19 protein-coding genes are annotated in these 22498 nt (G+C 72.7%); 12 read left to right on the top strand and 7 right to left on the bottom strand.

Annotation, left to right across the window (positions count from 1 at the left end):
* The first annotated feature begins 123 nt into the window (after window positions 1-123).
* Window positions 124-339: an MbtH family protein gene (locus DMH12_RS14385; protein WP_125491963.1), complete on the top strand. Its 216-nt coding sequence runs from the start codon at window positions 124-126 to the stop codon at window positions 337-339.
* A 67-nt stretch (window positions 340-406) separates the two neighbouring features.
* On the opposite strand, the gene DMH12_RS14380 is transcribed toward DMH12_RS14385, so the two are convergent.
* On the bottom strand, window positions 407-2302 hold the full coding sequence (locus DMH12_RS14380; protein ID WP_125491962.1) for an AfsR/SARP family transcriptional regulator: 1896 nt from the start codon (window positions 2300-2302) through the stop codon (window positions 407-409).
* 750 nt (window positions 2303-3052) lie between these two features.
* The gene (locus tag DMH12_RS14375) at window positions 3053-5443 is read right to left on the bottom strand and encodes an HAD-IC family P-type ATPase (RefSeq protein WP_125491961.1); all 2391 of its coding nucleotides are present in this window, start codon (window positions 5441-5443) and stop codon (window positions 3053-3055) included.
* 257 nt (window positions 5444-5700) lie between these two features.
* On the opposite strand from DMH12_RS14375, the gene DMH12_RS39065 reads away from it, so the two are divergent.
* From DMH12_RS39065 to DMH12_RS14350, 6 genes are read left to right on the top strand one after another with little or no spacing between them, the layout of a single operon-like run.
* The gene (locus DMH12_RS39065) at window positions 5701-5865 is read left to right on the top strand and encodes a hypothetical protein (RefSeq protein WP_185832315.1); all 165 of its coding nucleotides are present in this window, start codon (window positions 5701-5703) and stop codon (window positions 5863-5865) included.
* Window positions 5862-7376, top strand: a complete 1515-nt coding sequence (locus tag DMH12_RS14370) for an anthranilate synthase component I family protein (RefSeq protein ID WP_125491960.1) — start codon at window positions 5862-5864, stop codon at window positions 7374-7376. The genes DMH12_RS39065 and DMH12_RS14370 overlap by 4 nt, the downstream gene beginning before the upstream one ends.
* Complete coding sequence (locus DMH12_RS14365) at window positions 7373-7975, top strand: aminodeoxychorismate/anthranilate synthase component II (protein ID WP_125491959.1); 603 nt, start codon at window positions 7373-7375, stop codon at window positions 7973-7975. The genes DMH12_RS14370 and DMH12_RS14365 overlap by 4 nt, the downstream gene beginning before the upstream one ends.
* 16 nt (window positions 7976-7991) lie before the next feature.
* Complete coding sequence (trpD, locus tag DMH12_RS14360) at window positions 7992-8999, top strand: anthranilate phosphoribosyltransferase (protein ID WP_125491976.1); 1008 nt, start codon at window positions 7992-7994, stop codon at window positions 8997-8999.
* Window positions 8996-9772 (top strand): indole-3-glycerol phosphate synthase TrpC, encoded by a 777-nt coding sequence (trpC, locus tag DMH12_RS14355; RefSeq protein ID WP_125491958.1) that lies wholly within the window; start codon window positions 8996-8998, stop codon window positions 9770-9772. The genes trpD and trpC overlap by 4 nt, the downstream gene beginning before the upstream one ends.
* The gene (locus tag DMH12_RS14350) at window positions 9769-11199 is read left to right on the top strand and encodes a class II 3-deoxy-7-phosphoheptulonate synthase (RefSeq protein ID WP_125491957.1); all 1431 of its coding nucleotides are present in this window, start codon (window positions 9769-9771) and stop codon (window positions 11197-11199) included. The genes trpC and DMH12_RS14350 overlap by 4 nt, the downstream gene beginning before the upstream one ends.
* Before the next feature lie 179 nt (window positions 11200-11378).
* On the opposite strand, the gene DMH12_RS14345 is transcribed toward DMH12_RS14350, so the two are convergent.
* Window positions 11379-13010: an IclR family transcriptional regulator C-terminal domain-containing protein gene (locus DMH12_RS14345; RefSeq protein WP_125491956.1), complete on the bottom strand. Its 1632-nt coding sequence runs from the start codon at window positions 13008-13010 to the stop codon at window positions 11379-11381.
* Window positions 13011-13045: 35 nt separating this feature from the next.
* Window positions 13046-14341, bottom strand: coding sequence for a M6 family metalloprotease domain-containing protein (locus DMH12_RS14340; RefSeq protein ID WP_125491955.1), 1296 nt, complete (start codon window positions 14339-14341; stop codon window positions 13046-13048).
* Between the two features lie 315 nt (window positions 14342-14656).
* Here DMH12_RS14340 and DMH12_RS14335 point away from each other — a divergent pair, with 315 nt between their 5' ends.
* Both DMH12_RS14335 and DMH12_RS14330 read left to right on the top strand, forming a co-directional pair.
* Window positions 14657-15310 (top strand): TetR/AcrR family transcriptional regulator, encoded by a 654-nt coding sequence (locus DMH12_RS14335; RefSeq protein ID WP_125491954.1) that lies wholly within the window; start codon window positions 14657-14659, stop codon window positions 15308-15310.
* A gap of 102 nt (window positions 15311-15412) precedes the next feature.
* Complete coding sequence (locus DMH12_RS14330) at window positions 15413-16948, top strand: MFS transporter (RefSeq protein WP_125491953.1); 1536 nt, start codon at window positions 15413-15415, stop codon at window positions 16946-16948.
* Window positions 16949-17048: 100 nt separating this feature from the next.
* Here the strand turns inward: DMH12_RS14330 and DMH12_RS14325 are convergent, their stop codons facing one another.
* Window positions 17049-17540, bottom strand: coding sequence for a MarR family winged helix-turn-helix transcriptional regulator (locus tag DMH12_RS14325; protein ID WP_122617532.1), 492 nt, complete (start codon window positions 17538-17540; stop codon window positions 17049-17051).
* A gap of 94 nt (window positions 17541-17634) precedes the next feature.
* Here DMH12_RS14325 and DMH12_RS14320 point away from each other — a divergent pair, with 94 nt between their 5' ends.
* Window positions 17635-18420: a dioxygenase gene (locus DMH12_RS14320; protein ID WP_185832313.1), complete on the top strand. Its 786-nt coding sequence runs from the start codon at window positions 17635-17637 to the stop codon at window positions 18418-18420.
* A 16-nt stretch (window positions 18421-18436) separates the two neighbouring features.
* Here DMH12_RS14320 and DMH12_RS14315 read toward each other — a convergent pair whose 3' ends face one another.
* On the bottom strand, window positions 18437-18955 hold the full coding sequence (locus DMH12_RS14315) for a GNAT family N-acetyltransferase (RefSeq protein ID WP_125491952.1): 519 nt from the start codon (window positions 18953-18955) through the stop codon (window positions 18437-18439).
* 181 nt (window positions 18956-19136) lie between these two features.
* Here DMH12_RS14315 and DMH12_RS14310 point away from each other — a divergent pair, with 181 nt between their 5' ends.
* Window positions 19137-20135, top strand: coding sequence for an RNA polymerase sigma factor RpoD/SigA (locus DMH12_RS14310; RefSeq protein ID WP_122617530.1), 999 nt, complete (start codon window positions 19137-19139; stop codon window positions 20133-20135).
* A gap of 360 nt (window positions 20136-20495) precedes the next feature.
* Window positions 20496-21182, top strand: a complete 687-nt coding sequence (locus DMH12_RS14305) for a TetR/AcrR family transcriptional regulator (RefSeq protein ID WP_125491951.1) — start codon at window positions 20496-20498, stop codon at window positions 21180-21182.
* Between the two features lie 9 nt (window positions 21183-21191).
* On the opposite strand, the gene DMH12_RS14300 is transcribed toward DMH12_RS14305, so the two are convergent.
* The gene (locus DMH12_RS14300; protein ID WP_125491950.1) at window positions 21192-22169 is read right to left on the bottom strand and encodes a YafY family protein; all 978 of its coding nucleotides are present in this window, start codon (window positions 22167-22169) and stop codon (window positions 21192-21194) included.
* Between the last annotated feature and the right edge of the window lie 329 nt (window positions 22170-22498).

Raw genomic sequence — 22498 nt, 5'->3', positions numbered from 1 at the left:
CGCCGGCCCGCGGAAAAACGGATCGATATCGGAAGGAAAAACGGCCCCCGTACCTTGACGGTGGTCGGCAGGGTCCGCAACCCGCGCAGAGTCTTTGCCCGACGCTCCCGGAAGGAATGTGAAGTGACCAATCCGTTCGAAGACGCAGACGGCCGCTACCTCGTGCTGGTCAATGACGAGGGGCAGCACTCGCTGTGGCCGTCGTTCGTGGACGTGCCCGCCGGATGGACGGTCGCCTTCGGCGAGTCCGACCGGGAGGCGTGCCTGGAGTACGTGGAGAAGAACTGGACGGACATGCGGCCCAGGAGCCTCGTGGAGGCCATGAGCGCCGGCAGCTGACGCTCCCGCACGACGCGACGGCCCGTACGGCCCCGGCAGGGGCGTACGGGCCGTAGTCGTGGCCGGATCAGTCGGTGCCCACCCCGCACGGGGTGGCGGCCGCCAGGCAGTGGAAGGCGTGCAGCCGCACCAGCTCCTGCCACCGGTAGCGCATCTCGCCCCAGGCGCTGCGGCCCACCGCCTCCACGAGCTGGGCGTCGACCAGCGTCTCGATCAGATCCTCGGCCTCCAGCAGATCCGTGCCGAGCACCTTCGCCGCCTCCGCCGCCTCGAACTCCGCGTCGTCGAGCCGGCTCAACTCCCGGTAGGCGGCGGCCACCCGGGGATCCAGGTCCCGCATGCTGCGGTCCAGCCGGGCGCGCAACGAGTCGTCACCGATGCTGAGTTCCGCCAGCCGGTCGCCCGAGCGCTCCAGGCGGCGGACCAGATCGAGGACCCGCCAGTGCGTCTTGGTGAGCAGCCGGGCCGCGGCGGCCCGCAGCGCCAGCGGCGTGTGCCCGCACAGCGCGGCGAGGCGGCTGGTCGCCTCGGGGGAGTCCTCCGCCCTGGCGTCCCGCAGCACACTGGTGAGCGTCTCCCGGGACTCGTCGTCCGACAGCGGCGCGACGCGCAGCCGCAGGGCGCGGTACTTCTGCATCAGCTCGTCCAGGTTGGCCCGGCCGGTGATCAGGACACAGCACCCGCCGCTCGTGGGCAGCAGATGACGCACCTGGGCGTACGACGAGGCGTGGTCGAGCACGATCAGGACGCGCCGTCCCTCCAGCATCCCGCGGTACCGCTCGGCCGCGTCCGCGGGCTCGGCGGGCAGTGGGCCCTCGGCTCCCAGCTGGCGCAGGAACTGGTGGAGCACAGCCGGCGTGTCGCTCTCCCGGAGGTCGGCGAAGAGCTGCCCGTCGGGAAATCTGTGTGCCGTGCGGTGCGCCCAGTTGACAGCGAGGCTCGTCTTTCCGATTCCGGGACTTCCGGTGATGTAGGCGATGGGGGATGGATTCTGTGTCGATCCGTCGAGCAGCACATCATCCATCAGCCACTGCTCCCGACTACGCCCGATGAAGTAGGCGTCGCTTTCCGGAAGCTGACTCGGAACGGTCTGCCGGACCTCTCTTCGCGGCGCCGCTATGCCCGGGACGTCGAGCTGCGGGAATTCGTCCCGGAGGATCGAGTCGTGCAGTGTCTGGAGGTCGGTGCCCAGTTCGAGACCGATCTCTTCGATGGAGTGCCGCATTCCGTCGCGGAATGTCGTCAGCGCCTCCGCCCGTCGGCCCGAACGGTACTGGGCGAGCATCAGGTAGTAGCGCAGTCGGTCCCGCAGCGGGCAGGCGCCGACCAGGGCCTGGAGTTCACCCAGTACGGCCTGGTGCTCGCCGAGTTGGAGGCGGAGCGCCATGTGCTGTTCCACGGCCAGCATCCGCTGTTCGTCGAGGCGGGCCGCCTCGGTCTCGGCGAAGGGCGCGTAGACGCCGCCGAGCGCGGGGCCGCGCCACAGGGCCAGGGCCTGGCGCAGCGCCTCCGCCGCCGGTGCCGCACGGTTCTCCGCCGTCAGCTCCGTGGCCCGGGCGACCAGTTGCTCGAAACGGAGCGAGTCGAGCGAGTGACCGGCGAGGCTGAGCATGTAACCGGGCGTGGCCGTGATGATGGTTTCCTGGTCCCAGCCCGCGGTGCGGAGGATCTTGCGCAGAGTGGCGATGCAAATGGCCACCTGAGTGCGCGCCGTACTCGGCGGGCGCCCGTTCCAGACCTTCTCTATCAGGGAATCAAAAGAAACGACCTGATTGAACGAGAGAAGCAGGGCGGAGAGTACGGCCCGTTGCCTGGGACCGCCCACCGTAAGACCTCGGCCGTTCATTTTTACTTCGAGCGGCCCGAGCACTCCGAATTCAACACCGATGGCGGGTATTTCCTTTTGGGAGTTCTCCGCGGTGTCGATTCTCTTGTGTATCGGTTCTATCAGCCGAAGATCCATGACCTCTTGATACCCCCGCGTCAAGTTGTGCTGATTTCTGCGTGCCGAAATGCTCCGGATCCATCGGGTGCCGCGGACATGAAAACTGCGCGAAGATCGGGTCAGCCGGGTTCACCGCTGGTAGGGACCTCGTCGCCATGTCGCTCACCTCCGGATCAGGTTGCTTCGTCAGGAGTTCCTGGGTTGTGTGAGTTCCTCACTTCCGCTCGGGTTCATACGCCCGGCCCGGTGGCCGGGCGGCAGTGTGAGAGGGAGAACGTCGCGAATGTCACTGTCGTGGTCGCCGGCGCGGCACCGCCTGCGGCTCGGCCCAATGTGACCTGCGGAATTTATCCGTCGTAGCTGGCTCCCCCCTGCCTGCAGTCGAATAATACGGACCTTCTTTGGGTCCAACACTCAACTTTCGTCAGGTCTCTGCCCTGGCTTTGGTCAGTGCGTCGTTTCCTATTGTCCCGGGGCTTGGACCGGCCCCCGCGGTTACCCGCCGGTCACCGCCCCTGCGGATTGTGTAAAAGATGTGAACTCCGCTGGTGGCGGCGGATGTTGTGGCCCGCCCCGGCGGGCACGGCCGCCGGGGTCCGGGTCGCTCCGGAGCCGTCGCGTCCGGGGGGACCGGTGCGGAGGTTTGGCTGGATCGTGACGCTCCTGGCGTCAGGGAGCCGTACAGACGCACAGACGAAAGGGACGCCCGGCACGGGCCGGGCGTCCCTTCCTCTCACCGGGCGGTACGGGGGATGACCGCCCGGTAGCTCACTCGGCGTCGAGCCCGCGCCGCATGCGGGCCCAGACCACCTCCAGCAGCAGTCCGGCGACCGCCGCACAGGCGACCGCCGTCCACGGGGCGGCGACACCGACCAGCTTCAGCTGGAAGAACTCCTGGAGCCACGGCACCACGAGCACCACCGCGAAGCTCACCGCCATGGTCAGCACCAGCGCCACCCGCCACCAGGTGTACGGGCGGGCGATGATGGCCAGGGCCCACAGCGCGGTCAGGAACAGCGCGAGGGTCGCCGCCGAGGTCTCGGCGTCCAGGTTGTCGTCGTACACGGCCCGGGCGACCAGGTAGGCCACCGAGGTGGCGGTCGCCGCCAGCACGCCGGCCGGGACCGCGAACCTGAGGACGCGGCCGACGAAGTTGGCCCGGGCACGCTCCTTGTTGGGGGCGAGCGCGATGAAGAACGCCGGGATGCCGATGGTGAGGGAGCCGATCAGCGTGATGTGGCGCGGCAGGAACGGGTAGGGCACCTGGGCGAGCACGACGACCAGCGCCATCACCACCGAGTACACGGTCTTGGTGAGGAACAGGTTGGCCACCCGCTCGATGTTTCCGATCACCCGGCGCCCCTCCGCGACCACCGAGGGCAGCGCGGAGAAGTTGTTGTTCAGCAGGACGATCTGCGCGACCGCCCGGGTGGCCGGGCTGCCCGAGCCCATCCCCACGCCGATGTCCGCGTCCTTGAGCGCGAGGACGTCGTTGACGCCGTCGCCGGTCATCGCCACGGTGTGACCGCGCGACTGGAGGGCGCCCACCATGTCCCGCTTCTGCTGCGGCCCGACCCGGCCGAAGATGGAGTTCTCCTCGACGGCGTCGGCCAGTTCCTTCGGGTCCTCGGGCAGGAACCGGGCGTCCACCGGCCGTTCGGCACCCGGCAGCGACAGGCTGGAGGCGACGGCGCCCACCGAGACGGCGTTGTCGCCCGAGATCACCTTCGCCGTCACGCCCTGGTCGGCGAAGTACCGGAGCGTCGCCGGCGCCTCCTGGCGCACCCGCTGCTTGATCACGACGAGCGCGGCCGCCGTGACCGCGTCGGGCACGGCGGCGGGGTCGTCCATGAGCGCGTCCAGCGGCCGCGAACAGCGCGCGAGGAGCAGCACACGCAGCCCCCGCGCCCCGTAGGAGTCGGCGGCGGTGAGCACCGAGTGGCCGGCCGGCAGCATCGCGTCCGGCGCGCCGAGCAGCCACGCCGACTCGGTGCCGGACGGTTCGACGAAGGAGGCACCGCTCCAGCGCCGCGCCGACGAGAAGGGCGCGGTGGCGGTGCGCCGCCAGTCCCCGGGAGCGGGGTAGGATTCGATGATCGCCTGGAGGCTGGAGTTGGGTCGCTCGTCGGCGGCGCCGAGCGCGCCGAGCACCGCCTCGACCGGCATGTCCGGCAGCAGCGGCAGGACCTCGTCGACGTCCATCGACGCCTCGGTGAGCGTGCCCGTCTTGTCCAGGCAGACCGTGTCCACCCGGGCCAGTCCCTCGATCGCCGGCAACTCCTGGACGAGGCACTGCTTCTTGCCGAGCCGGACCACGCCGACCGCGAAGGCCAGCGAGGTCAGCAGCACCAGGCCCTCGGGAACCATGGGGACGAGACCGCCCACCATGCGCCGGATCGCCTCGGAGAAGTCGTCGTCGTTCACCACGAACTGGGTGATGATCAGCGCGATGCCCGCCGGGATGATCGCCCAGGTGACGAACTTCAGGATCCGGTCGATGCCGTTGCGCAGCTCGGAGTTGACCAGGCTGAAACGCTTGGCCTCCTCGGCGAGCTGCGAGGCGTACGCCTCCCGGCCCACCCGGGTGGCGGTGAACGCCCCCGATCCGGCGACCACGAAGCTGCCGGACATCACCGGGTCGCCCGGCTGCTTTACCACCGGGTCGGCCTCGCCGGTGAGCAGTGACTCGTCGACCTCCAGGTTGTCGCCCGAGGTGACCGTGCCGTCCACCACGATCTTGTCGCCCTGACCGAGATCGATGATGTCGTCGATGACGATCTCGGAGGCGCTCAGCTCGACCCGCTGCCCGTCCCGCCAGACCCGCGGCCGGCTCTCACCGACGATGGCGAGCTGGTCCAGGGTGCGCTTGGCACGGACCTCCTGGACGATGCCGATCAGTGTGTTGGCGAGGATGACCCCGCCGAACAGTCCGTCCTGCACCGGCCCGACGATCATCACGATGACGAACAGCACGCCGATGATCGCGTTGATGCGTGTGAACAGGTTGCCCCGGACGATCTCGCCGATGCTGCGGCTAGACCGGGCCGGCACATCGTTGACCTGCCCCGCCGCGACCCGTTCGGCGACCTCCGCCGCGCTCAGGCCGACTCTCCCGCCGACGCGCGTCGTGCCCCCCGGCTCGTCCAACTGGTTCTTCATCCCTGACGCCCTCCCGGGCTCGACTCCGCGCTCAGTTCCGGTCTCGGCTGCGTCCCCCGCCACGTGACTGTAGGAGCCCGCCATCCACCGCCACCAGGCACGAACGACGTCTCTTGCGCCTTACTTTCGACAGGGACGGATCTTGGCCCGGCGGGTCGAAAGCCGATCGATATCGAGCAGAAAGTTGACGCTCCTAGCGTCGTGCCGGCAGCCGGGGCATCGCGCCGGCCCACCCCCACCCGAGGAGATCCCGACGCATGCACGCACAGACGAGCGGACACCCCGTGACCGGGGACGACGTGAGGCGGATCGCCGCCCGGGAGGCGGCTGGGACCGCGAGCGCCGCCTCCCGCGTCACCATCCCGCGGCGCGCCGTCGTCGCGGTGGGCCGGGTCTCCTCCGCCGCCGGGAAGGCGGCATGACCACCCACGCCGCCGAGGCCGGGGCGCGCACGGCGTACGCACCGGACCCCCGCGAGGCGGCCGAGGCGGCCCGCGCCACCGTCCCGGACCGCTCCGCCGCCGCGGCACTGGCCCGGGAGCACGACGTCATCCCGCTCCACCAGGAGTTCCTGGACGACTCCGTCAGCCCCGTCAACGCCTTCTCCCAGCTGTGCGGACCGGACGAAGCGGGCTTCCTGCTGGAGAGCGTGCCCGTCTCCGGCGGGGTGGCACGCTACTCGTACGTCGGCCACCGTCCCGTCCCGCTGGACCTGCCCGGCGGCGACCCGCTGACCGCGCTGCGCGGCTTCCAGGCGCGGTCCGCGGCCCCGGTGCGCGGACTGCCGCCGTTCCACGGCGGGATCGTCGGCTATCTCGGCTACGAGGCGGCCCGCCACTTCGAGGACCTCCCCGTCGCCGCCGGCCCGCCGCCCGGCCTGCCCGAGTCCGCCTTCCTGGCCGCCGACGACCTCGTCGTCTTCGACCACGCGACGCGCCGGGTGCTGCTGATGACCCTGTACCGCCCGGCCCGGGAGTCCTACGACGACGCCGTCGCCCGGATCACGCACCTCAACCGCAGGCTGCGCGAGGCGGACCGGCCCGCCGGGTTCGCCGGCCGGCCGCTCGCCGGAGCCGTACCGGCGGACACCGAGACGGACGGCTGGACCGCCAACCTCACCGAGGCGGAGTTCACGGACCGCGTCGCCCGCGCCCGCGAGCACATCGCGGCCGGCGACGCCTTCCAGATCGTGCTCTCCCGGCGGCTCAGCAGACCCCTGCGCGCCGCACCGCTCGACCTGTACCGGCACCTGCGTGCCACCAACCCCTCGCCGTACATGTACCACCTGAGCCTCGGCGGCGGCCGGCACATCATCGGCGCCTCGCCCGAACTCCTCGTCAAGGCGACCGGCCGCACGGTACGCACCCGGCCCCTGGCCGGCACCCGACCCCGCCACCCCGACCCCGCCGAGGACCTGCGGCTGGAACGGGAACTGCTCGCCGACGAGAAGGAGCGCGCCGAACACGTGATGCTGGTCGACCTCGGCCGCAACGACCTCGGCCGGGTCACCGAACCCGGCACCGTCCGGGTGGAGCGGCTGATGCGGGTCGAGCGCTTCTCCCACGTGATGCACCTGTCGTCCACCGTCGCCGGAGACCTCGCACCGGGCCGGGACGCGCTGGACGCCCTGCGCTCCGCCTTCCCCGCCGGCACCCTCTCCGGGGCGCCCAAGATCCGGGCCATGGAGATCATCGCCGAGCTGGAGCCCGAGCGGCGCGGCGTGTACGGCGGCGCCCTCGGGTTCGTCGGCGCGGACGGCCTGACCGACTTCGCCATCGCGCTGCGCACCATGGTCGTCGCCGACGGGCAGGTGCACGTGCAGGCGGGCGCCGGGATCGTCGCCGACTCCGACCCCGCCGCCGAGTTCCGCGAGACGCTGCACAAGTCGCGGGCGATGCTCACGGCCGTACGGCGGGCGGAGGCCGGGACATGAGCGCCCCGCACGGGACCCGCCCGGGTGCCGGGCCTCGCGTCGCGGTCGTCGACAACTACGACTCGTTCACCTACAACCTCGTCCACTACGTCGCCGAACAGGGCGGCCGGCCCACGGTCTTCCGCAACGACGCCGTCGGCCTCGCCGACCTCGCCGCGTTCGACCTGCTGCTGCTCTCGCCCGGCCCCGGCACGCCGGACGAGGCGGGGATCTGCGTCGAGGCGGTCCGCGCACTCGGTGCCCGGCTGCCGATCCTCGGCGTCTGCCTGGGCCACCAGAGCATCGCCGCGGCCTTCGGCGGCTCGGTGGTGCGCGGCGAGCAGGCGCACGGCAAGGCGTCCGCGGTGCACCACGACGGCAGCGGCGTCCTGGCCGGCCTGCCCGACCCGTTCACCGCCACCCGGTACCACTCGCTCGTGGTCGAGCCCACCGGTCTGCCGGACGAACTGGTCGTCACGGCCCGCACCGCGGACGGCACGATCATGGGCCTGCGCCACCGCGAGCACCCCGTCCACGGGGTGCAGTTCCACCCGGAGTCGGTGCTCAGCCCCGAGGGCAAGCAGCTGATCGCGAACTTCCTGGAGTGCGCTGATGATTGAGTCCCTGAGAACACTCGTGCGGCGCCCCCTCACCGAGGGCGAGGCCGCCGAGGCGATGCGCGTGATCATGCGCGGCGAGGCCACCGCGGCCCAGATCGCCGGGTTCGCGCTGGCCGTCACGGTGCGCGGCGCGTCCGTGGACGACCTGGTCGGCATGGCCCGCGCCGCCCAGGAGTTCGCCACGCCCGTGCCGTGCGAGGGCGACCTGCTCGACACCTGCGGAACCGGTGGCGACGGGCTGAACACCTTCAACATCTCCACCGCGTCCGCGATCGTCGCCGCCGCCTGCGGGGTACGGGTCGCCAAGCACGGCAACCGCAGCGCCTCCTCCGCCTGCGGCAGCGCCGACGTGCTGGAGGAACTGGGCATCCGCATCGACCTCGGCGCCGAGGAGGCCGCGGCCTGCCTGGACCGCGCCGGGATCACCTTCCTGTTCGCCCCGGTCTTCCACCCGGCCTTCCGGCACACGGCGGGCCCGCGCCGGGAACTGGGCGCGCGGACCGTCTTCAACCTGCTCGGGCCGCTGTGCAACCCGTCGGGCGCCCGGCTGCGCACCCTGGGCGTGCCGAGCCGGGAGCTGGTGGAACCGATGACCGAGGTCCTCCACCGGCTCGGCGTCACCAGCGCCCTGGTCTTCCACAGCGAGGACGGCATGGACGAACTGAGCACCGGCGCACCGGCGCACATGGTCGAGCTGCGCGACGGCCGCCGCACCACCCACCGCTTCGACCCCGCCGACCACGGACTGGCCAGATCCCGGCCCGGCGACCTGGCCGGCGGCGACCGCGCCGTCAACGCGGCCGTCGTCCGCCGCGTCCTGGCCGGTGAACGCGGCCCCGCGCGGGACGTGGTGCTGCTCAACGCCGCAGCCGCCCTGCGCGTCGCAGGCCTGGCCGGCACCTGGCCCGACGCGCTGCGGGCCGCCGGGACCGCCGTGGACGACGGCGCCGCCGCCGACCTGCTCGACCGCTGGACCCGCGCCTCCTGGCAGCACGCGGACGCGGACGTGGAGGTGCCGGCATGACCGGCATCCTCACCACCCTCGTCGCCGACGCGGAACTCCAGACGCGGCGCCGCCGCGCGGCACGTCCCGAGGCGGAACTGGCAGACCTGGCCGCCGCGGCGCCCCCCGCCCGGGACTTCGCCGCCGCACTGCGCGGACCGGGCCTCGCGGTCATCGCCGAGATGAAGCCCCGCAGCCCCTCCAAGGGGCCGCTCACCGACGACTACCGCCCCGCCGAGCTGGCCCGCGCCTACCGGGACGGCGGCGCGCACGCCCTGTCGGTGCTCACCCACGAGGCCGGGTTCGGCGGCAGCCCCGAGCACCTGGCCGTCGCCCGCGCCGCCTGCGAGCTGCCCGTGCTGCGCAAGGACTTCGTCACCGACGAGTACCAGATCCTGGAGGCCCGCGCGCTCGGCGCCGACGCCCTGCTGCTGATCGTCGCCGCGCTGAGCCCGGAGCGGCTGGCCGAACTCCTCGCGCACACCCGGGCTCAGGGCATGGAGGCGCTGGTCGAGGTGCACGACGAGCGGGAGGTGGACGTGGCCCTCGCGGCGGGCGCCGACGTCATCGGCGTCAACCACCGGGATCTGCGGGACTTCTCGATCGACCGGACTCTTTCGGCCCGGCTGCGCGGGCGGGTGGGCACCGGACGCGTCATGGTCGGGGAGAGCGGAGTCCGCGGCGCGGCGGACGCCCGTGCGCTGGAAGGGGCCGGGGTCGACGCGGTCCTGGTCGGAGAACTGCTCATGCGGGCCGGGGATCCCGGTGCCACGATCAAGGAACTGGTCGGATGACGGCGAGCGACACGCACACGACACGACGGGCGGTCCCCGACGGGACCCGGACGGCGGGCGGCGGTGGACGGGGCGCGTGGAGCCCGGACTCGTGGCGCGGACGTCCGGCGGCCCAGCAGCCCGACTGGCCCGACCCCGAGGAGCTGCGCGGGGTGGAGGACACCCTCGCGCTGCGGCCGCCGCTGGTGCTCCCCGAGGAGATCCTCGACCTGCGCCGCTCCCTGGCCCAGGTCGCCGCCGGGGAGGGCTTCCTGCTCCAGGCGGGCGACTGCGCCGAGCGGTTCGGCTCCTGCACCGAGGCCGGGGTGCGCGGCAAACTGCGGGTGATCCTCCAGGTGGCCATCCTGCTCACCTACGGATCCGGGCTGCCGGTGGTCAAGGTGGGCAGGATCGCCGGCCAGTTCGGCAAGCCCCGCAGCCGCCCCACGGAGACCGTCGACGGCGTCGAACTGCCCGCGTTCCGCGGCGACATCGTCAACCGGCCCGAGTTCACCGCCGAGGCCCGCCGCCCGGACGCCGGACGGCTGCTGAGCGCCTACCACCACGCCTCGGCGGCCCTGAACGTGCTGCGCGCGCTGACCCTGGGCGGCTACGCCGACCTGGGCCAGGTGCACGACTGGAACCAGGAGTTCGTCCGGCGCAGCGCCGCCGGACAGCGGTACGAGAAGGCCGCCGACGACATCACCTGGGCGCTCAGGTTCATGTCCGCGTGCGGCCTGGACACCCGCTCCCAGGCGGCCCTGCACCAGGTGCAGCTCTACACCTCGCACGAGGCGCTGCTGCCCCAGTACGAACAGGCCCTGATCCGCTACGACGAGAAGCGGCGCGGCTGGTTCGACACCAGCGCCCACATGCTGTGGATCGGCGACCGCACCCGGCGGCTCGACGGGGCGCATGTGGAGCTGCTGGCCGGGGTGGACAACCCGGTCGGCGTCAAGGTGGGCCCGTCCACCGGCGCCGACGACCTGCGCGAGCTGTGCGAACGGCTCGACCCGGACCGCGCCCCGGGCAGGCTCGTCCTGATCAGCCGGCTCGGCGCCGGACGCGGCGCGGAACTGCTGCCGCCGCTGCTGCGGGCCGTGCGGGACGCCGGGCACACCCCGGTGTGGGCCTGCGACCCCATGCACGGCAACACCTTCGTCTCGGAGAGCGGCTACAAGACCCGCCGGCTGTCCGACATCACCACCGAGGTGGCCGAGTTCTTCGCCGTGCACCGCGAGGAGGGCCTGCACCCGGGCGGCATCCACCTCGAACTCACCGGCGACGACGTCACCGAATGCCTGGGCGGCGACCTGGACGAGGTGCTGGACACCCACCTGGCCAGCCGCTACGAGACCGCCTGCGACCCACGCCTGAACGCCGCCCAGTCCATCGAACTCGCCTTCCGCGTCGCGGAGTTCCTCCGGGAGCAGCGCAGCGGGGCGTGAGCCGTACTGCCGAAGGTAAGTTCCACGCCTGACGAACGTCAGGTGTGGCGCGCGGGGCGGTCTCCGTACCCTCGTGCCAGGGCCTGAAATTCCCCCGCAGGCTCCGTTCGAACCGGCCCGGGGGCGGCGATCCGGCCTCTGCGGACCGCCGCCCCCGGGCCGCCGGCGTTTCCGCCGGGTCAGACGGCGGGCACCCGGCAGAAGCGCCCCGCCACCCGCAGTTCGGTCTCGATGAGGTCCGCCGTGCGCCGCAGCTCCGGCAGGACCCGCGTCACGCACTCCTCCGTCGTCCGGCGGGCCGCGTGCATCGCCACGTTCACGGCGGCCACCACCCGTCCCGTACGGTCGCGCACCGGGACCGCGACGGCGCGCAGCCCGGCCTCCAGCTCCTCGTCGACCAGGGCGTGGCCCCGCTCCCGCACCTCCCGCAGCACGTCGGACGGTGTCGCGGCGCCGTCCGGACGGCCGGCCAGCAGCACGCGCCCCAGCGCGGTCGCGTACGCGGGCAGCCGGGTACCGACCGTGACCCGGGCGCTGAGCACGCGGCCGGTGGACGCCCGGGCCGTGTACTGGATCTCCTCGCCCGTCTCCGACAGGACGGCCAGCGCCGCCGACTCGTGGACGCGGCCGGCCAGCGCGGTCAGGTGAGGCTGGGCGATCTCGGGCAGGGAGGTGCGGGAGAGCGGCGGGAAGCCGAGGGAGAGCACCCGGGGGGTGAGCGCGAACGCCCGGTCGGGCGCCGCTGCCACCAGTCCCGCGTGCTCGTAGGTGATCAGCGCCCGGCGGGCGGTCGCGCGGGCCAGGCCGGTGGCCTTCGCGACCTCGGTGAGGGTCAGCGCCGGGCGGCCCGCGCCGAAGGCGGTCAGCACGGTCAGCCCGCGGGCCAGCGACTCCACGAACTCCCGGCCCAGCTCCTGCTTGGACGCACCGGTCCAGCCGGCCAGGCCGGAGGGCGGCGGCCCCGGTTCCGGTGGCGGCGCGGTACGCAGGTCGTCCTCCATCGCGGCGACCGCCGCGCGCAGCCGGGGGAGCAGGGCGGCCCGCAGGTCCGGTGCCGTGTGGCGGCTGGTGTGGCTCACCACGCTCGCCACGCAGGCCACCCGTCCGGTGCCGGGGTCGCGCACCGGGACCGAGACCGCGACCAGGCCCGGTTCGATCAACTGGTCGTCCAGCGCCCAGCCGTCGCCCGCCGCCCGCTCCGTACGCCGCTCGAAGTCCTCGTCCGGGGTGCCGTGTTCGCGCGGCGGTACGGCGGGGAAGCCGCGGTCCTCCGGGTCGGCCGCCCGGCGCCGGTGCCAGCGGTGCCAGTCGGCCGGCGTCCACTCGGCAGCGAACAGCGGTCCCGGCGCGGTGCGTTCGGCGGGCAGGAGGTCGCCGATGCGGAAGCTCAGGGACATCGCGCGGCGGCGGGTGGCCTGGTGGATGAAGCGGATGCCGTCCCGGTCGCCGACCGCCAGCGACACCGACTCGTCCAGTTCGTCGGCGAGGGCGTCGGCGCGGGCGGCCAGCAGGTCGGGCAGGCGCAGCGCGGCGAGGTAGGCGTTGCCCAGTTCCATCAGCCGGGGGGCGAGGGACACGTCGCGGCCGTCCAGGCGGACGTATCCCACGCGGGCGAGGGTCGCGGTGAGGCGGTCGACGGTGGACCGGGCCAGTCCGGTGGCCTTCTCCAGTGCGCTGAGGCTGAGCGCGCCGCCGTCCGCCTCGGTCAGCCGGTGCAGCACGGCGATCCCGCGCAGCAGCGGCGCCACCGCCTCGTCCGGCACGGCGGCGGCCCCGTCGCGTGCGACGGCGTTCGTGGTGTTGGCGGGCATCGGCTCTCCGGTACGGCGTTCGCGGCAGGGCTACGTTAATCCCGCTCGCCGCGGGTGACCCGCACCCGGTGGTCGCCGTTCCCGTCCGCGCCCGACACCTTGATCGTGACGTCGCGGGCCGGGTCCTCGAAGGTCTCGCCCGGGGTGAAGGCGGCGTCGGAGAGTTCGGCGTGGACGTTCGGGCCGCGGGTGCAGCCGCCGCTGTCGCGCTGGGAGTCGTAGACCTTCACCGGGCCCATGCCGGTGTCGACGTCCGCGTCGACCTTGTAGACCAGCACACCCGGCCGGCACACCGTCTCGTCGTTGCCCGCCTGGGTGCGCAGCTCCACCGCGTAGCCGGACTCGCCGTCCAGCGGGACGACCACCAGCTTGTCGCCGCCCTTGCGGGCCAGTGGCGTCAGCGTGTACTCGGTCGTCCCGGCCGCGGCGGCGCAGTGCACCTGGGAGGGGTCGAGCCAGCCCAGCTTCCACTTGTGCCAGCCGAGGAGGTCGTTGTTGGCGCCCCAGTCCTCGCTCATGATGTCCCAGTGCCCGACCGCGCCCCCGCCCTCCTGGGTGTAGAGGTCGGGGAGTCCGAAGACATGGCCGTTCTCGTGCGGCAGCACCCGGTAGCCGGTCTCGTCGTAGGAGCCGGAGCCGTCGTCCTGGCGGGAGTAGACGAAGGACGCGTTGGCCACCGGGACGCCGTCGGCGACCGGGGCGTCGGCGTTCCCGGCGAAGGTCACGGACAGCACCGTGTCCAGGGCGGACGGGCCCGCGTTGGGGGTGACCAGCACGTTCAGCAGGTCGTAGGAGCGGAAGTCCACGTCCGCGTCGGCCGTCGCCACGAGGTCCTGGACCATTTTGCGGTAGCCGGGTTCGAAGGGGGCGCCGCGCTCTATGCCGTACTCCGCGAACGACTTCGGCATCCGCAGCCAGTCCCCTATGGGGGTTTCGGGGCGGTAGTCGAGGCGGCCGTAGGAGCTGGTGCGGAACCAGTCCTCGGTCTTCGGGAAGAACTCCGCGAACCGGTCGAGCGCCTCGCCTTCGCCGGGTGCGTCGGAGAAGTCGATCATCAGGTTCAGGGCCCGGACGGTGCCGGTCGAGGGGGCGTAGCCGGCGGAGGTCGGGACGCCCTCGGACATCTGGATCTCGGGTCCACCACTGATCATGCAGGGGCCGTGCGCGGAGGAGCGGGAGAGGGCGGCCGGTCCGGCGCCCGCGGGCGCGGTGCCCGGCGCGAGGCCGCCGGTGCTCGCCGAGGTGCTGAGCGCGAGGGTCAGGACGCCGACGGTCCCGATCGCGGCCAGCCGGCGCGGACGTATGCGTCGGCTCGGCGGCTGCGCCTGCATGCGGACCTCCCCGGATCACGGCAGCCGCCCGGCACCACCGGCTGCGCTCCTGCGCTCACCCTGTGCCGAGGGGTGTGCGGGCGCGCGCTGGAGCGGCCGATCGTGGGTTTCCCGCCGGTAGCTTCCGTCCGGGGCACGGGCGTTGAGGGATCACGGAGGGTGAGGGGCCGATCCGTTCCGGTGGTGTGACTCAGGTCACGGTGCTTCTTCTCGAGTCCGGGAAATAACCGGGGATCGTTTCCCCGTTTAGTCCTGTGTCCGAGCGAAACGGGGAGTGCCTCCCCGGATCGCGAACCCCACGCCAAGGAGTACGCCGTGCAGACCGCGACCCCCGAGCAGCGCAAGGTGTCCAGGCCCCGTGCCGACGCTCTGCGCAACCGGGAGCGGATCGTCACCGCCGCCCGGGAGATGTTCGTCGAGCACGGCCCCGAGGTGCCGCTCGACGAGATCGCCCGCCGGGCCGGCGTCGGCAACGCCACGGTGTACCGCAACTTCCCCGACCGCGACGCCATCGTCCGTGAGGTCGTCTGCTCGGTCATGGACCGCACGGCACGGGCGGCCGAGCTGGCCCTCGCGGAGACCGGTGATGCGTTCGAGGCGCTGGAGCGCTTCGTGCACGCCTCCGCCGACGAGCGGATCAGCGCCCTGTGCCCCATGGTCTCCAGCACGTTCGACCAGCACCACCCCGACCTGGAAGCGGCGCGCGAACGGGTCGAGCGACTCGTCGCCGAGGTCATGGACCGGGCGAAGGCGGCCGGTCAGCTCCGTAACGACGTGGGCGTGGGCGACCTGATGATCGCCGCCGCCCAGCTGAGCCGGCCCCCGGCCGGTACGGGGTGCCTGAGCGCCGACCGGTTCGTCCACCGCCATCTCCAGCTGTTCCTGGACGGACTGCGGGCACCGGCCCGCTCCGTCCTGCCCGGCAGCGAAGTGACCATGGAGGATCTGCGCCGGCCCTGCGACCAGTAGCTCCAGCAGCCCCGCGACACCCGACCCTCCGGCCGTCGCCGTAGGTCAGTCGTCCCTTTTACTCACCTTTATCCGTCACGAAGTCCCGAAGTGGGTATCCCCATGTCTGAAACAGCCGTCAAGGCTCCCGGCGTCCCGGACGCCGGACGCTGGAAAGCGCTCGTCTTCATCGCGCTCGCCCAGCTGATGGTGGTCCTCGACGCCACCATCGTGAACATCGCCCTGCCCTCCGCCCAGCAGGACCTCGGCATCTCCGACGGCAACCGGCAGTGGGTCGTCACGGCCTACGCCCTCGCCTTCGGCGGTCTGCTGCTGTTCGGCGGCCGGATAGCCGACCTGTGGGGCCGCAAGCGCACCTTCGTCCTCGGCCTGGCCGGCTTCGCCGTCGCCTCGGCGCTCGGCGGCGCGGCCACCAACGAGGCGATGATGTTCGGCTCCCGCGCCCTCCAGGGCGTCTTCGGCGCCCTGCTCGCGCCCGCCGCGCTCTCCCTGCTCGCCGTGATGTTCACGGACGCCAAGGAGCGGGCCAAGGCCTTCGGCATCTACGGCGCGATCGCCGGTGGCGGCGGCGCCGTGGGCCTGATCCTCGGCGGTTTCCTCACCGAGTACCTGAACTGGCGCTGGACGTTCTTCGTCAACATCCCGTTCGCCATCGTCGCCGCGGCCGGTGCCTACCTGGTCATCCGTGAGCCCCAGGGCGGCCGCAACCGCTCGCCGCTCGACATCCCCGGCGTGATCCTCTCCACCCTCGGCCTGGTCTCGCTCGTCTACGGCTTCACCCGCGCCGAGTCCAACGGCTGGAGCGACGCGCTGACCGTCGGCATGTTCGTCGCCGCGGCGGTGCTGCTGCTCACCTTCGTGATCGTCGAGTCGAGGGTCAAGGCCCCGCTGCTGCCGCTGCGTGTGATCACCGAGCGCAACCGCGGCGGGATCTACCTCTCGCTGGGCCTGGCGATCATCGCGATGTTCGGCCTGTTCCTCTTCCTGACCTACTACCTCCAGGTCGTGAAGGGCTACACGCCGGTGAAGACCGGCTTCGCCTTCCTGCCGATGATCGCGGGCATGATCACCGGCTCCACCCAGATCGGCACCCGCCTGATGACCCGGGTCGCGCCCCGGCTGCTGATGGGCCCCGGCTTCCTGGTCGCCGCCGTCGGCATGCTGCTGCTGACCCAGCTGGAGATCAACACCTCCTACGCCGGTGTGCTGCTGCCCGGCATGCTCCTGCTCGGCCTCGGCATGGGTACGGCGTTCATGCCGGCCATGTCCATGGCCACCATGGGCGTGGAGGCGCGGGACGCCGGTGTCGCCTCGGCGATGGTCAACACCTCTCAGCAGGTGGGCGGCGCGATCGGTACGGCGCTGCTGAACACCATCGCGGCCTCGGCCACCACGTCCTACGTCGCCGACCACATCGGCGGCGCCACCTCCCGGTCCCAGCAGCAGCTGGTCCAGCTCCAGGGCCAGGTGCAGGGCTACACCAGCGCCATCTGGTTCGCCGTCGGCATCCTGGTGGCGGCCGCCGTGATCGCCCTGACCTTCATCAACGCCGGACGCCCGGGCGGCACCACCGTCACCGGGTCGGCCGCCGGTGACGGGGTCGAGGACGAGCTGCCGGTGCCGGTCGTCGCCCACTGACGCCGGACCCGGTACCCGCTCGGGCCCTTCGTTCCATCCGTGTGCGGGGGGAGGGGACGCCCTCCGCACACGGCTCCCAGGACCTGCCCCGGCCGCGCGTTCAGCGCAGCCAGGGCAGGTCCGCACCCGCTTCGCTCGGCTGAAGTCCCTCGGCGACGATCCGCATGATCTCGCCGAGGGACTTCTGCTGTCCGGGGGTGAGCCGGTCGAAGACGGCCTGCCGCACGGCGTCCACGTGCCCCGGAGCGGTCCGGCTCAGCACCGCGTACCCCTCGTCCGTGAGGATGGCGAACTGGCCGCGCTTGTCGGAGGGGCAGTCCTCGCGGCGGACCCAGCCGTTCTTCTCCAGCCGGGCGACCGCGTGCGAGAGCCGGGAGCGGGTGATCTTCGCGTAGCGGGCCAGCTCCGTCATCCGCAGCCGCCGCCTCGGCGACTCGGCCAGTTTGACCAGCAGACCGTAGTAGACGTGCGGCATGCCCGCGTCGCGCTGGAGCTGCCGGTCGAGGTGGTCCTCCAGGAGGGTGGCGGCCTCGATGTAGGAGCGCCAGACGAGCTGCTCCTCGTCGGTGAGCCAGCGGGGTTCGTCGTTCATGGGTCCCACTCTACGGAACTACTCCTTGAAAGTTAAACAAGTCCGGGATAGATTGACGGCGTAGAGATTGAGAGTTCAAGTACCGGGAGCCGTCATGACCGCCGCCACGCAGGAGCGCATGCCCGCCCTCTACCTCAGCCACGGCGCCCCGCCGCTCGCCGACGACCCCGTCTGGCCCGGCCAGCTCGCCGCGTGGGCCGCCGGACTGCCCCGGCCGAAGGCGATCCTCGTCGTCTCCGCGCACTGGGAGGAGTCCCCGCTCGCCCTCGGCGCCACCACGACCCTGCCCCTGGTGTACGACTTCTGGGGCTTCCCGGAGCACTACTACCAGGTGCGCTACGAGGCCCCCGGCGCCCCCGAGCTGGCCGAGTCGGTCCGCAAGCTGCTGCGCGCCCCCGGCACGCCCGTCCAGGACGTGCCCGACCGCGGCCTCGACCACGGCGCCTACGTGCCGCTCGTCGAGATGTACCCCGAGGCCGACATCCCGGTCCTCCAGGTCTCCATGCCGACCCTCGACCCGGAGCGCCTGATGGAGACCGGCCGCAGGCTCGCCCCGCTGCGCGACGAGGGCGTGCTGATCATCGGCTCCGGCTTCTTCACCCACAACCTGGCCGCGCTGCGCCAGGGCGGCGTCCCCTCCTGGTCCGCGGAGTTCGACGACTGGGGCCGGCGCGCGCTGGAGGACGGGGACGTGGACGGGCTGCTCGACTTCGCCCGCAAGTCCCCGGCGGGGCGGCTCGCCCACCCGCGCACCGAGCACTTCGCGCCCCTGTTCGTGACCATGGGGGCCGCGGACGCGGCCGGCGAGCTGGATCTGCGGCGGTCGGTGATCGACGGCTTCTGGATGGGTCTGGCCAAGCGGTCGGTGCAGTTCGGCTGAGCCCCGCCCGGGCGGGCTACAGCGGCTTCTCGTACCAGGCGACGTCCCAGTAGCGGCCGAACTTGCGGCCCACCTCGCGATAGGTGCCGACGTACCGGAAGCCGAGGCGCTCGTGCAGCCGGGCCGACGCCTCGTTGGGCTGGGCGACGCCCGCGTAGGCGCGGTGCAGGTCCTCACCGGCCAGCGCCTCGAAGAGGGACGTGTAGAGCAGCGTGCCCACGCCCCGGCCGCCGGCGCCCGGGGCGACGTAGACGGTGGTCTCCACCGAGGTCCCGTAGGCGGGCTTGGCGCGATAGGGGCTGGAGGTGGCGTACCCCAGAATCTCCCGTGAGTCCGCGTCCGTGGCAACCCTCAGCCGGTACGGGCCGTCTTCAGGGTGGGAGAGCAGCCAAGGGCGGCGCTCTTCCACCGTGAAGGGCTCCGTGTCGAACGTGATGGGCGTCTCACACACGTAGTGGTTGTAGAGGTCGGTGAGTGCCTTGAGGTCGTCCTCGACTCCCGGTCTGACCTGGACATCCGTACGTTCCGTCGGCATCTCGCCACCTCCTGCGGCGGCACAGGGTACTGCATGATCAGAAAAATCGAGGGGCGGGTTGGGAATTCTGTCCGGATTCCAGTCGTTGTTTCCATCGGATGCAGGGCACCCGAGGAGAGTCCCCCACAGTGCTGAGCGTCCACCGGATCACTCGCTGAACCACCATCGCAAGGGAGCACGCATGGCAACCCGTGCCGTCGCCCGTCGTAAGTCCGCCACCGGCGAGACCTCCGGCGCGGCAACCAGCGTCCGCGCCAACGGCGGAGAGCTCGCCGACCGCGATCTGGTCGGCATGTACCTCGACGAGATCGCGCGTACGCCGCTGCTCGACGCCGCCAAGGAGGTCGAGCTGTCCCAGACCATCGAGGCGGGTGTCTTCGCGCGGCAGGTCCTCGAAGGCTACGAGGAGACCGGGGCGGATGCCACCCGTGAGGAACTCCAGGCCCTGATCGACGAGAGCGAGCGGGCGAAGGACGTCTTCATCCGGTCCAACCTCCGCCTGGTCGTCGCGGTCGCCCGCCGCTACCCGCGCAGCGGACTGCCGCTGCTCGACCTGATCCAGGAGGGCAACGCCGGCCTGGTCCGCGCGGTCGAGAAGTTCGACTACCGCAAGGGCTTCAAGTTCTCGACCTACGCGACCTGGTGGATCCGCCAGGCCATCACCCGGTCCATCGCCGACCAGTCGCGCACCATCAGGCTGCCCGTCCACCTGGTGGAGGAGCTGGGCCGGATCCGGCGCGTGCAGCGCGAGTTCAACCGCGAGCACGGCCGCGAGCCGGAGCCCGCCGAGATCGCGGCCGAGCTGGGCTCGACCCCGGAGCGCGTCACCGACGTGCTCGACTGGGCCCGCGACCCGGTCTCGCTGAACATGTCGGTGGACGACGAGGGCGAGACCCAGTTCGGCGACCTGCTGGAGGACACCTCCGCCGTGTCGCCCGAGCAGTCGGTGATGACCCTGCTGCGCAGCGAGGAGCTGGACGACCTCATCGGCCGCCTCGACCCGCGCACCGCCTCCATCATCAAGATGCGGTACGGCATCGTCGACGGCCGCGAGCGCACCCTGACCGAGGTCGGCAAGGAGCACGGCCTCACCCGTGAGCGCATCCGGCAGATCGAGAAGCACGCGCTGCTCGAGCTGAAGAAGCTGGCCCGCTCGACCGGCTTCGAGGCGGCGGCGTAGCGCCGGAGCGTGACGCGGGGGGCGTGACGTGCCGGGTGGGGCGCACGCCGGTGGCCGAACCCCGCGCAAACATGGCCGTACAACGCTGCTTCAACCCGCGGGGGCCCGGGAAAAAGAACTCCGGGCCCACCCGCAGGCGGCCCGAACCAACGGACCGCCGCCCTTGAGGACCGCGTCCCGACGCACTCCCCCCGGTGCCGGGACTTTCCCGAGCCGGGCTCGGCGCCCCTCCCCCCGGGGTGCCGCAGCCCGGCTCCCTCTTCGCAGCGAGCCCGGGCGGGTCGGCGGGACACCCCGAACCTGAACCCCGGGGTGGCCCGCCGAATGGCAGATTGTGCCACAGCGGCATAGCCTGCCGAAGTGAGCAGCACCATCCCCGCACTCCCCGACCCCTGGTCGAGGCCGGTCTCCCTGACCGAACGGCGCAAGGCCGAGACCCGTATGGAGATCGCCCGCGCGGCGGCCCGCCTCTTCGTCGGCCAGGGCCTCAGAGCCACTCGGGCCGAGGACATCGCCCGCGCCGCCGGAATCGCCCCGCGCACCTTCTACCGCTACTTCGCGGCCAAGGAGGAGGCCGTCGCCCCGCTGTACGCCCTCGGCGCCGAGCGCTGGGTGCGGGCGGTCCGCGACGCCCCGGCCGAGCTGTCCCCGCCCGAGGCGCTGGAACACGCCGTCCGGCACACCCTGACCCCGGGGGCCGGAGTCTCGGCCGCCTCCTGGGAGTGGGCCCGCACCCTGATCCGCCTGGCCGGGAGCAGCCCGGCGCTGCGCAAGGTGTGGGCGGAGGTCTGCCACAGCACGGAACGCGGACTCGTAGAGGCGCTGGCCGCGCGGATGTCCGGCGGCGACGACAACGTTGCCGAACGCCTCGCGGCCTCGCCCAGGCTCCACTTCGCGGCTGCCGTGGCGGGCGCCGCCGTGCGCGTCGCGGCGGAGCACTGGGCGACCTCGGGCGAGACGGCCCGCAGCCCCCTGGACCAGGCCGTGCGGAACCTGGCGGACCTCCGCGGCTTCGCGTGGGAGGACGGACCGGCCGAGCGGGACTGAGCCGCGCCGTCACCCGGCGTCCGGCTCCGCGGCCCGTCCCAGCCGCGCCCCCAGCTCCCTCACCCGGTCCACCAGTTCCGCCGGCTGCCGGACCCGGAACTCCAGCCCCGTCATCGCCAGCCGCACCGCCATCCACTCGGGCGCGTCGGACACCGTCGCCCGCAGGACGCACGACGTGCCGCCGTCGACCGCCTCCGGCGCCCCGAGCCACTGCGGCAGCCGTGCCGCGACGGCCTCGGCCGGTTCGAGGAAGACGACCTCGATCCCGTAGGAGTCGTTGCGCCGCTGCATCGAGCGCCGCAGGTATTCGGCCGCGTCCCCGGTGGGCAGCTCCCGGGGCGTGAACCGGGCGCCGGTGGCGAAGGGCTCGCTGACCCGGTCGACCCGGAAGGTCCGCCAGTCGTCGCGGTCGAGGTCGTAGGCGATCAGGTACCAGCGGCGTCCCGTCGACACCAGCCGGTACGGCTCCGTCACGCGCCGCGACTCGGTGCCGTCGCCCGCGCGGTAGGCGAACCGCAGCCGCTCGTGTCCGGCCACCGTCGAGGCCATGACGGTCAGCGTGCCGGGTGCGATGCTCGGGCCGTCCCCGCTGGTCAGCGGCGTGGTCGCGGCCTGCAGCGTGGTCACCCGGTGCCGCAGCCGGGACGGCAGCACCTGCTCCAGCTTGGCCAGCGCCCGCACCGACGCCTCGTCCAGGCCCTCGACCGCGTGCCCGGCGCCCGCGCGCAGCCCGACCGCGATGGCCACCGCCTCCTCGTCGTCGAGGACGAGCGGCGGCATCGCCTTTCCGGCCACCAGCCGGTAGCCGCCGTCGGCGCCCATGGTGGCCTGCACGGGGTAGCCCAGCTCGCGCAGCCGGTCGATGTCGCGCCGGACCGTGCGGCGGGAGACCCCGAGCCGGTCGGCCAGCTCGCCGCCGGGCCATTCGCGGGGCGTCTGGAGGAGGGAGAGGAGCGTCAGCAGCCGGGCCGGAGTGTCCGTCGTCATGGCACCGAGGATGCCGCACATCTAGGACGTGATCCGTCCTACTGCCGTCCTAACTTCCTCGCATGACCTTCACGCAGACCCCGGACACGCCACCGGCCCCGCCCGCTTCACCCGCCCCGCCCGCTTCGCCCGCGGGCGGGGCGGGGGGGGGGGGGGGGGGGGGGGGGGCGGGCGGGGGGGGGGGGGGGGGGCGGGGGCGGGGGGGGGGGAGGGGGGGGGGGGGGGGGGGGGGGGGGGCCGGGCGCGGGGCCGCCCGGGCGGGGGGGGGGGGGCGGCCGGGGGGGGGGGGGCGGGGGGGGGGGTTCTCCGGCCGGGGGGGGGGCCGGGGG

This window comes from Streptomyces sp. WAC 04229 (genome assembly GCF_003947455.1).
Lineage (GTDB): Bacteria > Actinomycetota > Actinomycetes > Streptomycetales > Streptomycetaceae > Streptomyces.
This window is presented reverse-complemented; position numbering and strand designations above follow the sequence as displayed.

Excerpts from the sequence above, each read along its gene's own strand:
- DMH12_RS14320 (WP_185832313.1), top strand. The coding sequence starts at position 17,635 with ATGACCGCCGCCACGCAGGAGCGCATGCCCGCCCTCTACCTCAGCCAC.
- DMH12_RS14340 (WP_125491955.1), bottom strand. The coding sequence starts at position 14,341 with ATGCAGGCGCAGCCGCCGAGCCGACGCATACGTCCGCGCCGGCTGGCC.
- DMH12_RS14380 (WP_125491962.1), bottom strand. The coding sequence starts at position 2,302 with ATGGATCTTCGGCTGATAGAACCGATACACAAGAGAATCGACACCGCG.
- DMH12_RS39065 (WP_185832315.1), top strand. The coding sequence starts at position 5,701 with ATGCACGCACAGACGAGCGGACACCCCGTGACCGGGGACGACGTGAGG.
- DMH12_RS14370 (WP_125491960.1), top strand. The coding sequence starts at position 5,862 with ATGACCACCCACGCCGCCGAGGCCGGGGCGCGCACGGCGTACGCACCG.
- DMH12_RS14330 (WP_125491953.1), top strand. The coding sequence starts at position 15,413 with ATGTCTGAAACAGCCGTCAAGGCTCCCGGCGTCCCGGACGCCGGACGC.
- DMH12_RS14345 (WP_125491956.1), bottom strand. The coding sequence starts at position 13,010 with ATGCCCGCCAACACCACGAACGCCGTCGCACGCGACGGGGCCGCCGCC.
- DMH12_RS14300 (WP_125491950.1), bottom strand. The coding sequence starts at position 22,169 with ATGACGACGGACACTCCGGCCCGGCTGCTGACGCTCCTCTCCCTCCTC.
- DMH12_RS14310 (WP_122617530.1), top strand. The coding sequence starts at position 19,137 with ATGGCAACCCGTGCCGTCGCCCGTCGTAAGTCCGCCACCGGCGAGACC.
- DMH12_RS14365 (WP_125491959.1), top strand. The coding sequence starts at position 7,373 with ATGAGCGCCCCGCACGGGACCCGCCCGGGTGCCGGGCCTCGCGTCGCG.
- DMH12_RS14325 (WP_122617532.1), bottom strand. The coding sequence starts at position 17,540 with ATGAACGACGAACCCCGCTGGCTCACCGACGAGGAGCAGCTCGTCTGG.
- DMH12_RS14375 (WP_125491961.1), bottom strand. The coding sequence starts at position 5,443 with ATGAAGAACCAGTTGGACGAGCCGGGGGGCACGACGCGCGTCGGCGGG.
- trpC (WP_125491958.1), top strand. The coding sequence starts at position 8,996 with ATGACCGGCATCCTCACCACCCTCGTCGCCGACGCGGAACTCCAGACG.
- DMH12_RS14350 (WP_125491957.1), top strand. The coding sequence starts at position 9,769 with ATGACGGCGAGCGACACGCACACGACACGACGGGCGGTCCCCGACGGG.
- DMH12_RS14315 (WP_125491952.1), bottom strand. The coding sequence starts at position 18,955 with ATGCCGACGGAACGTACGGATGTCCAGGTCAGACCGGGAGTCGAGGAC.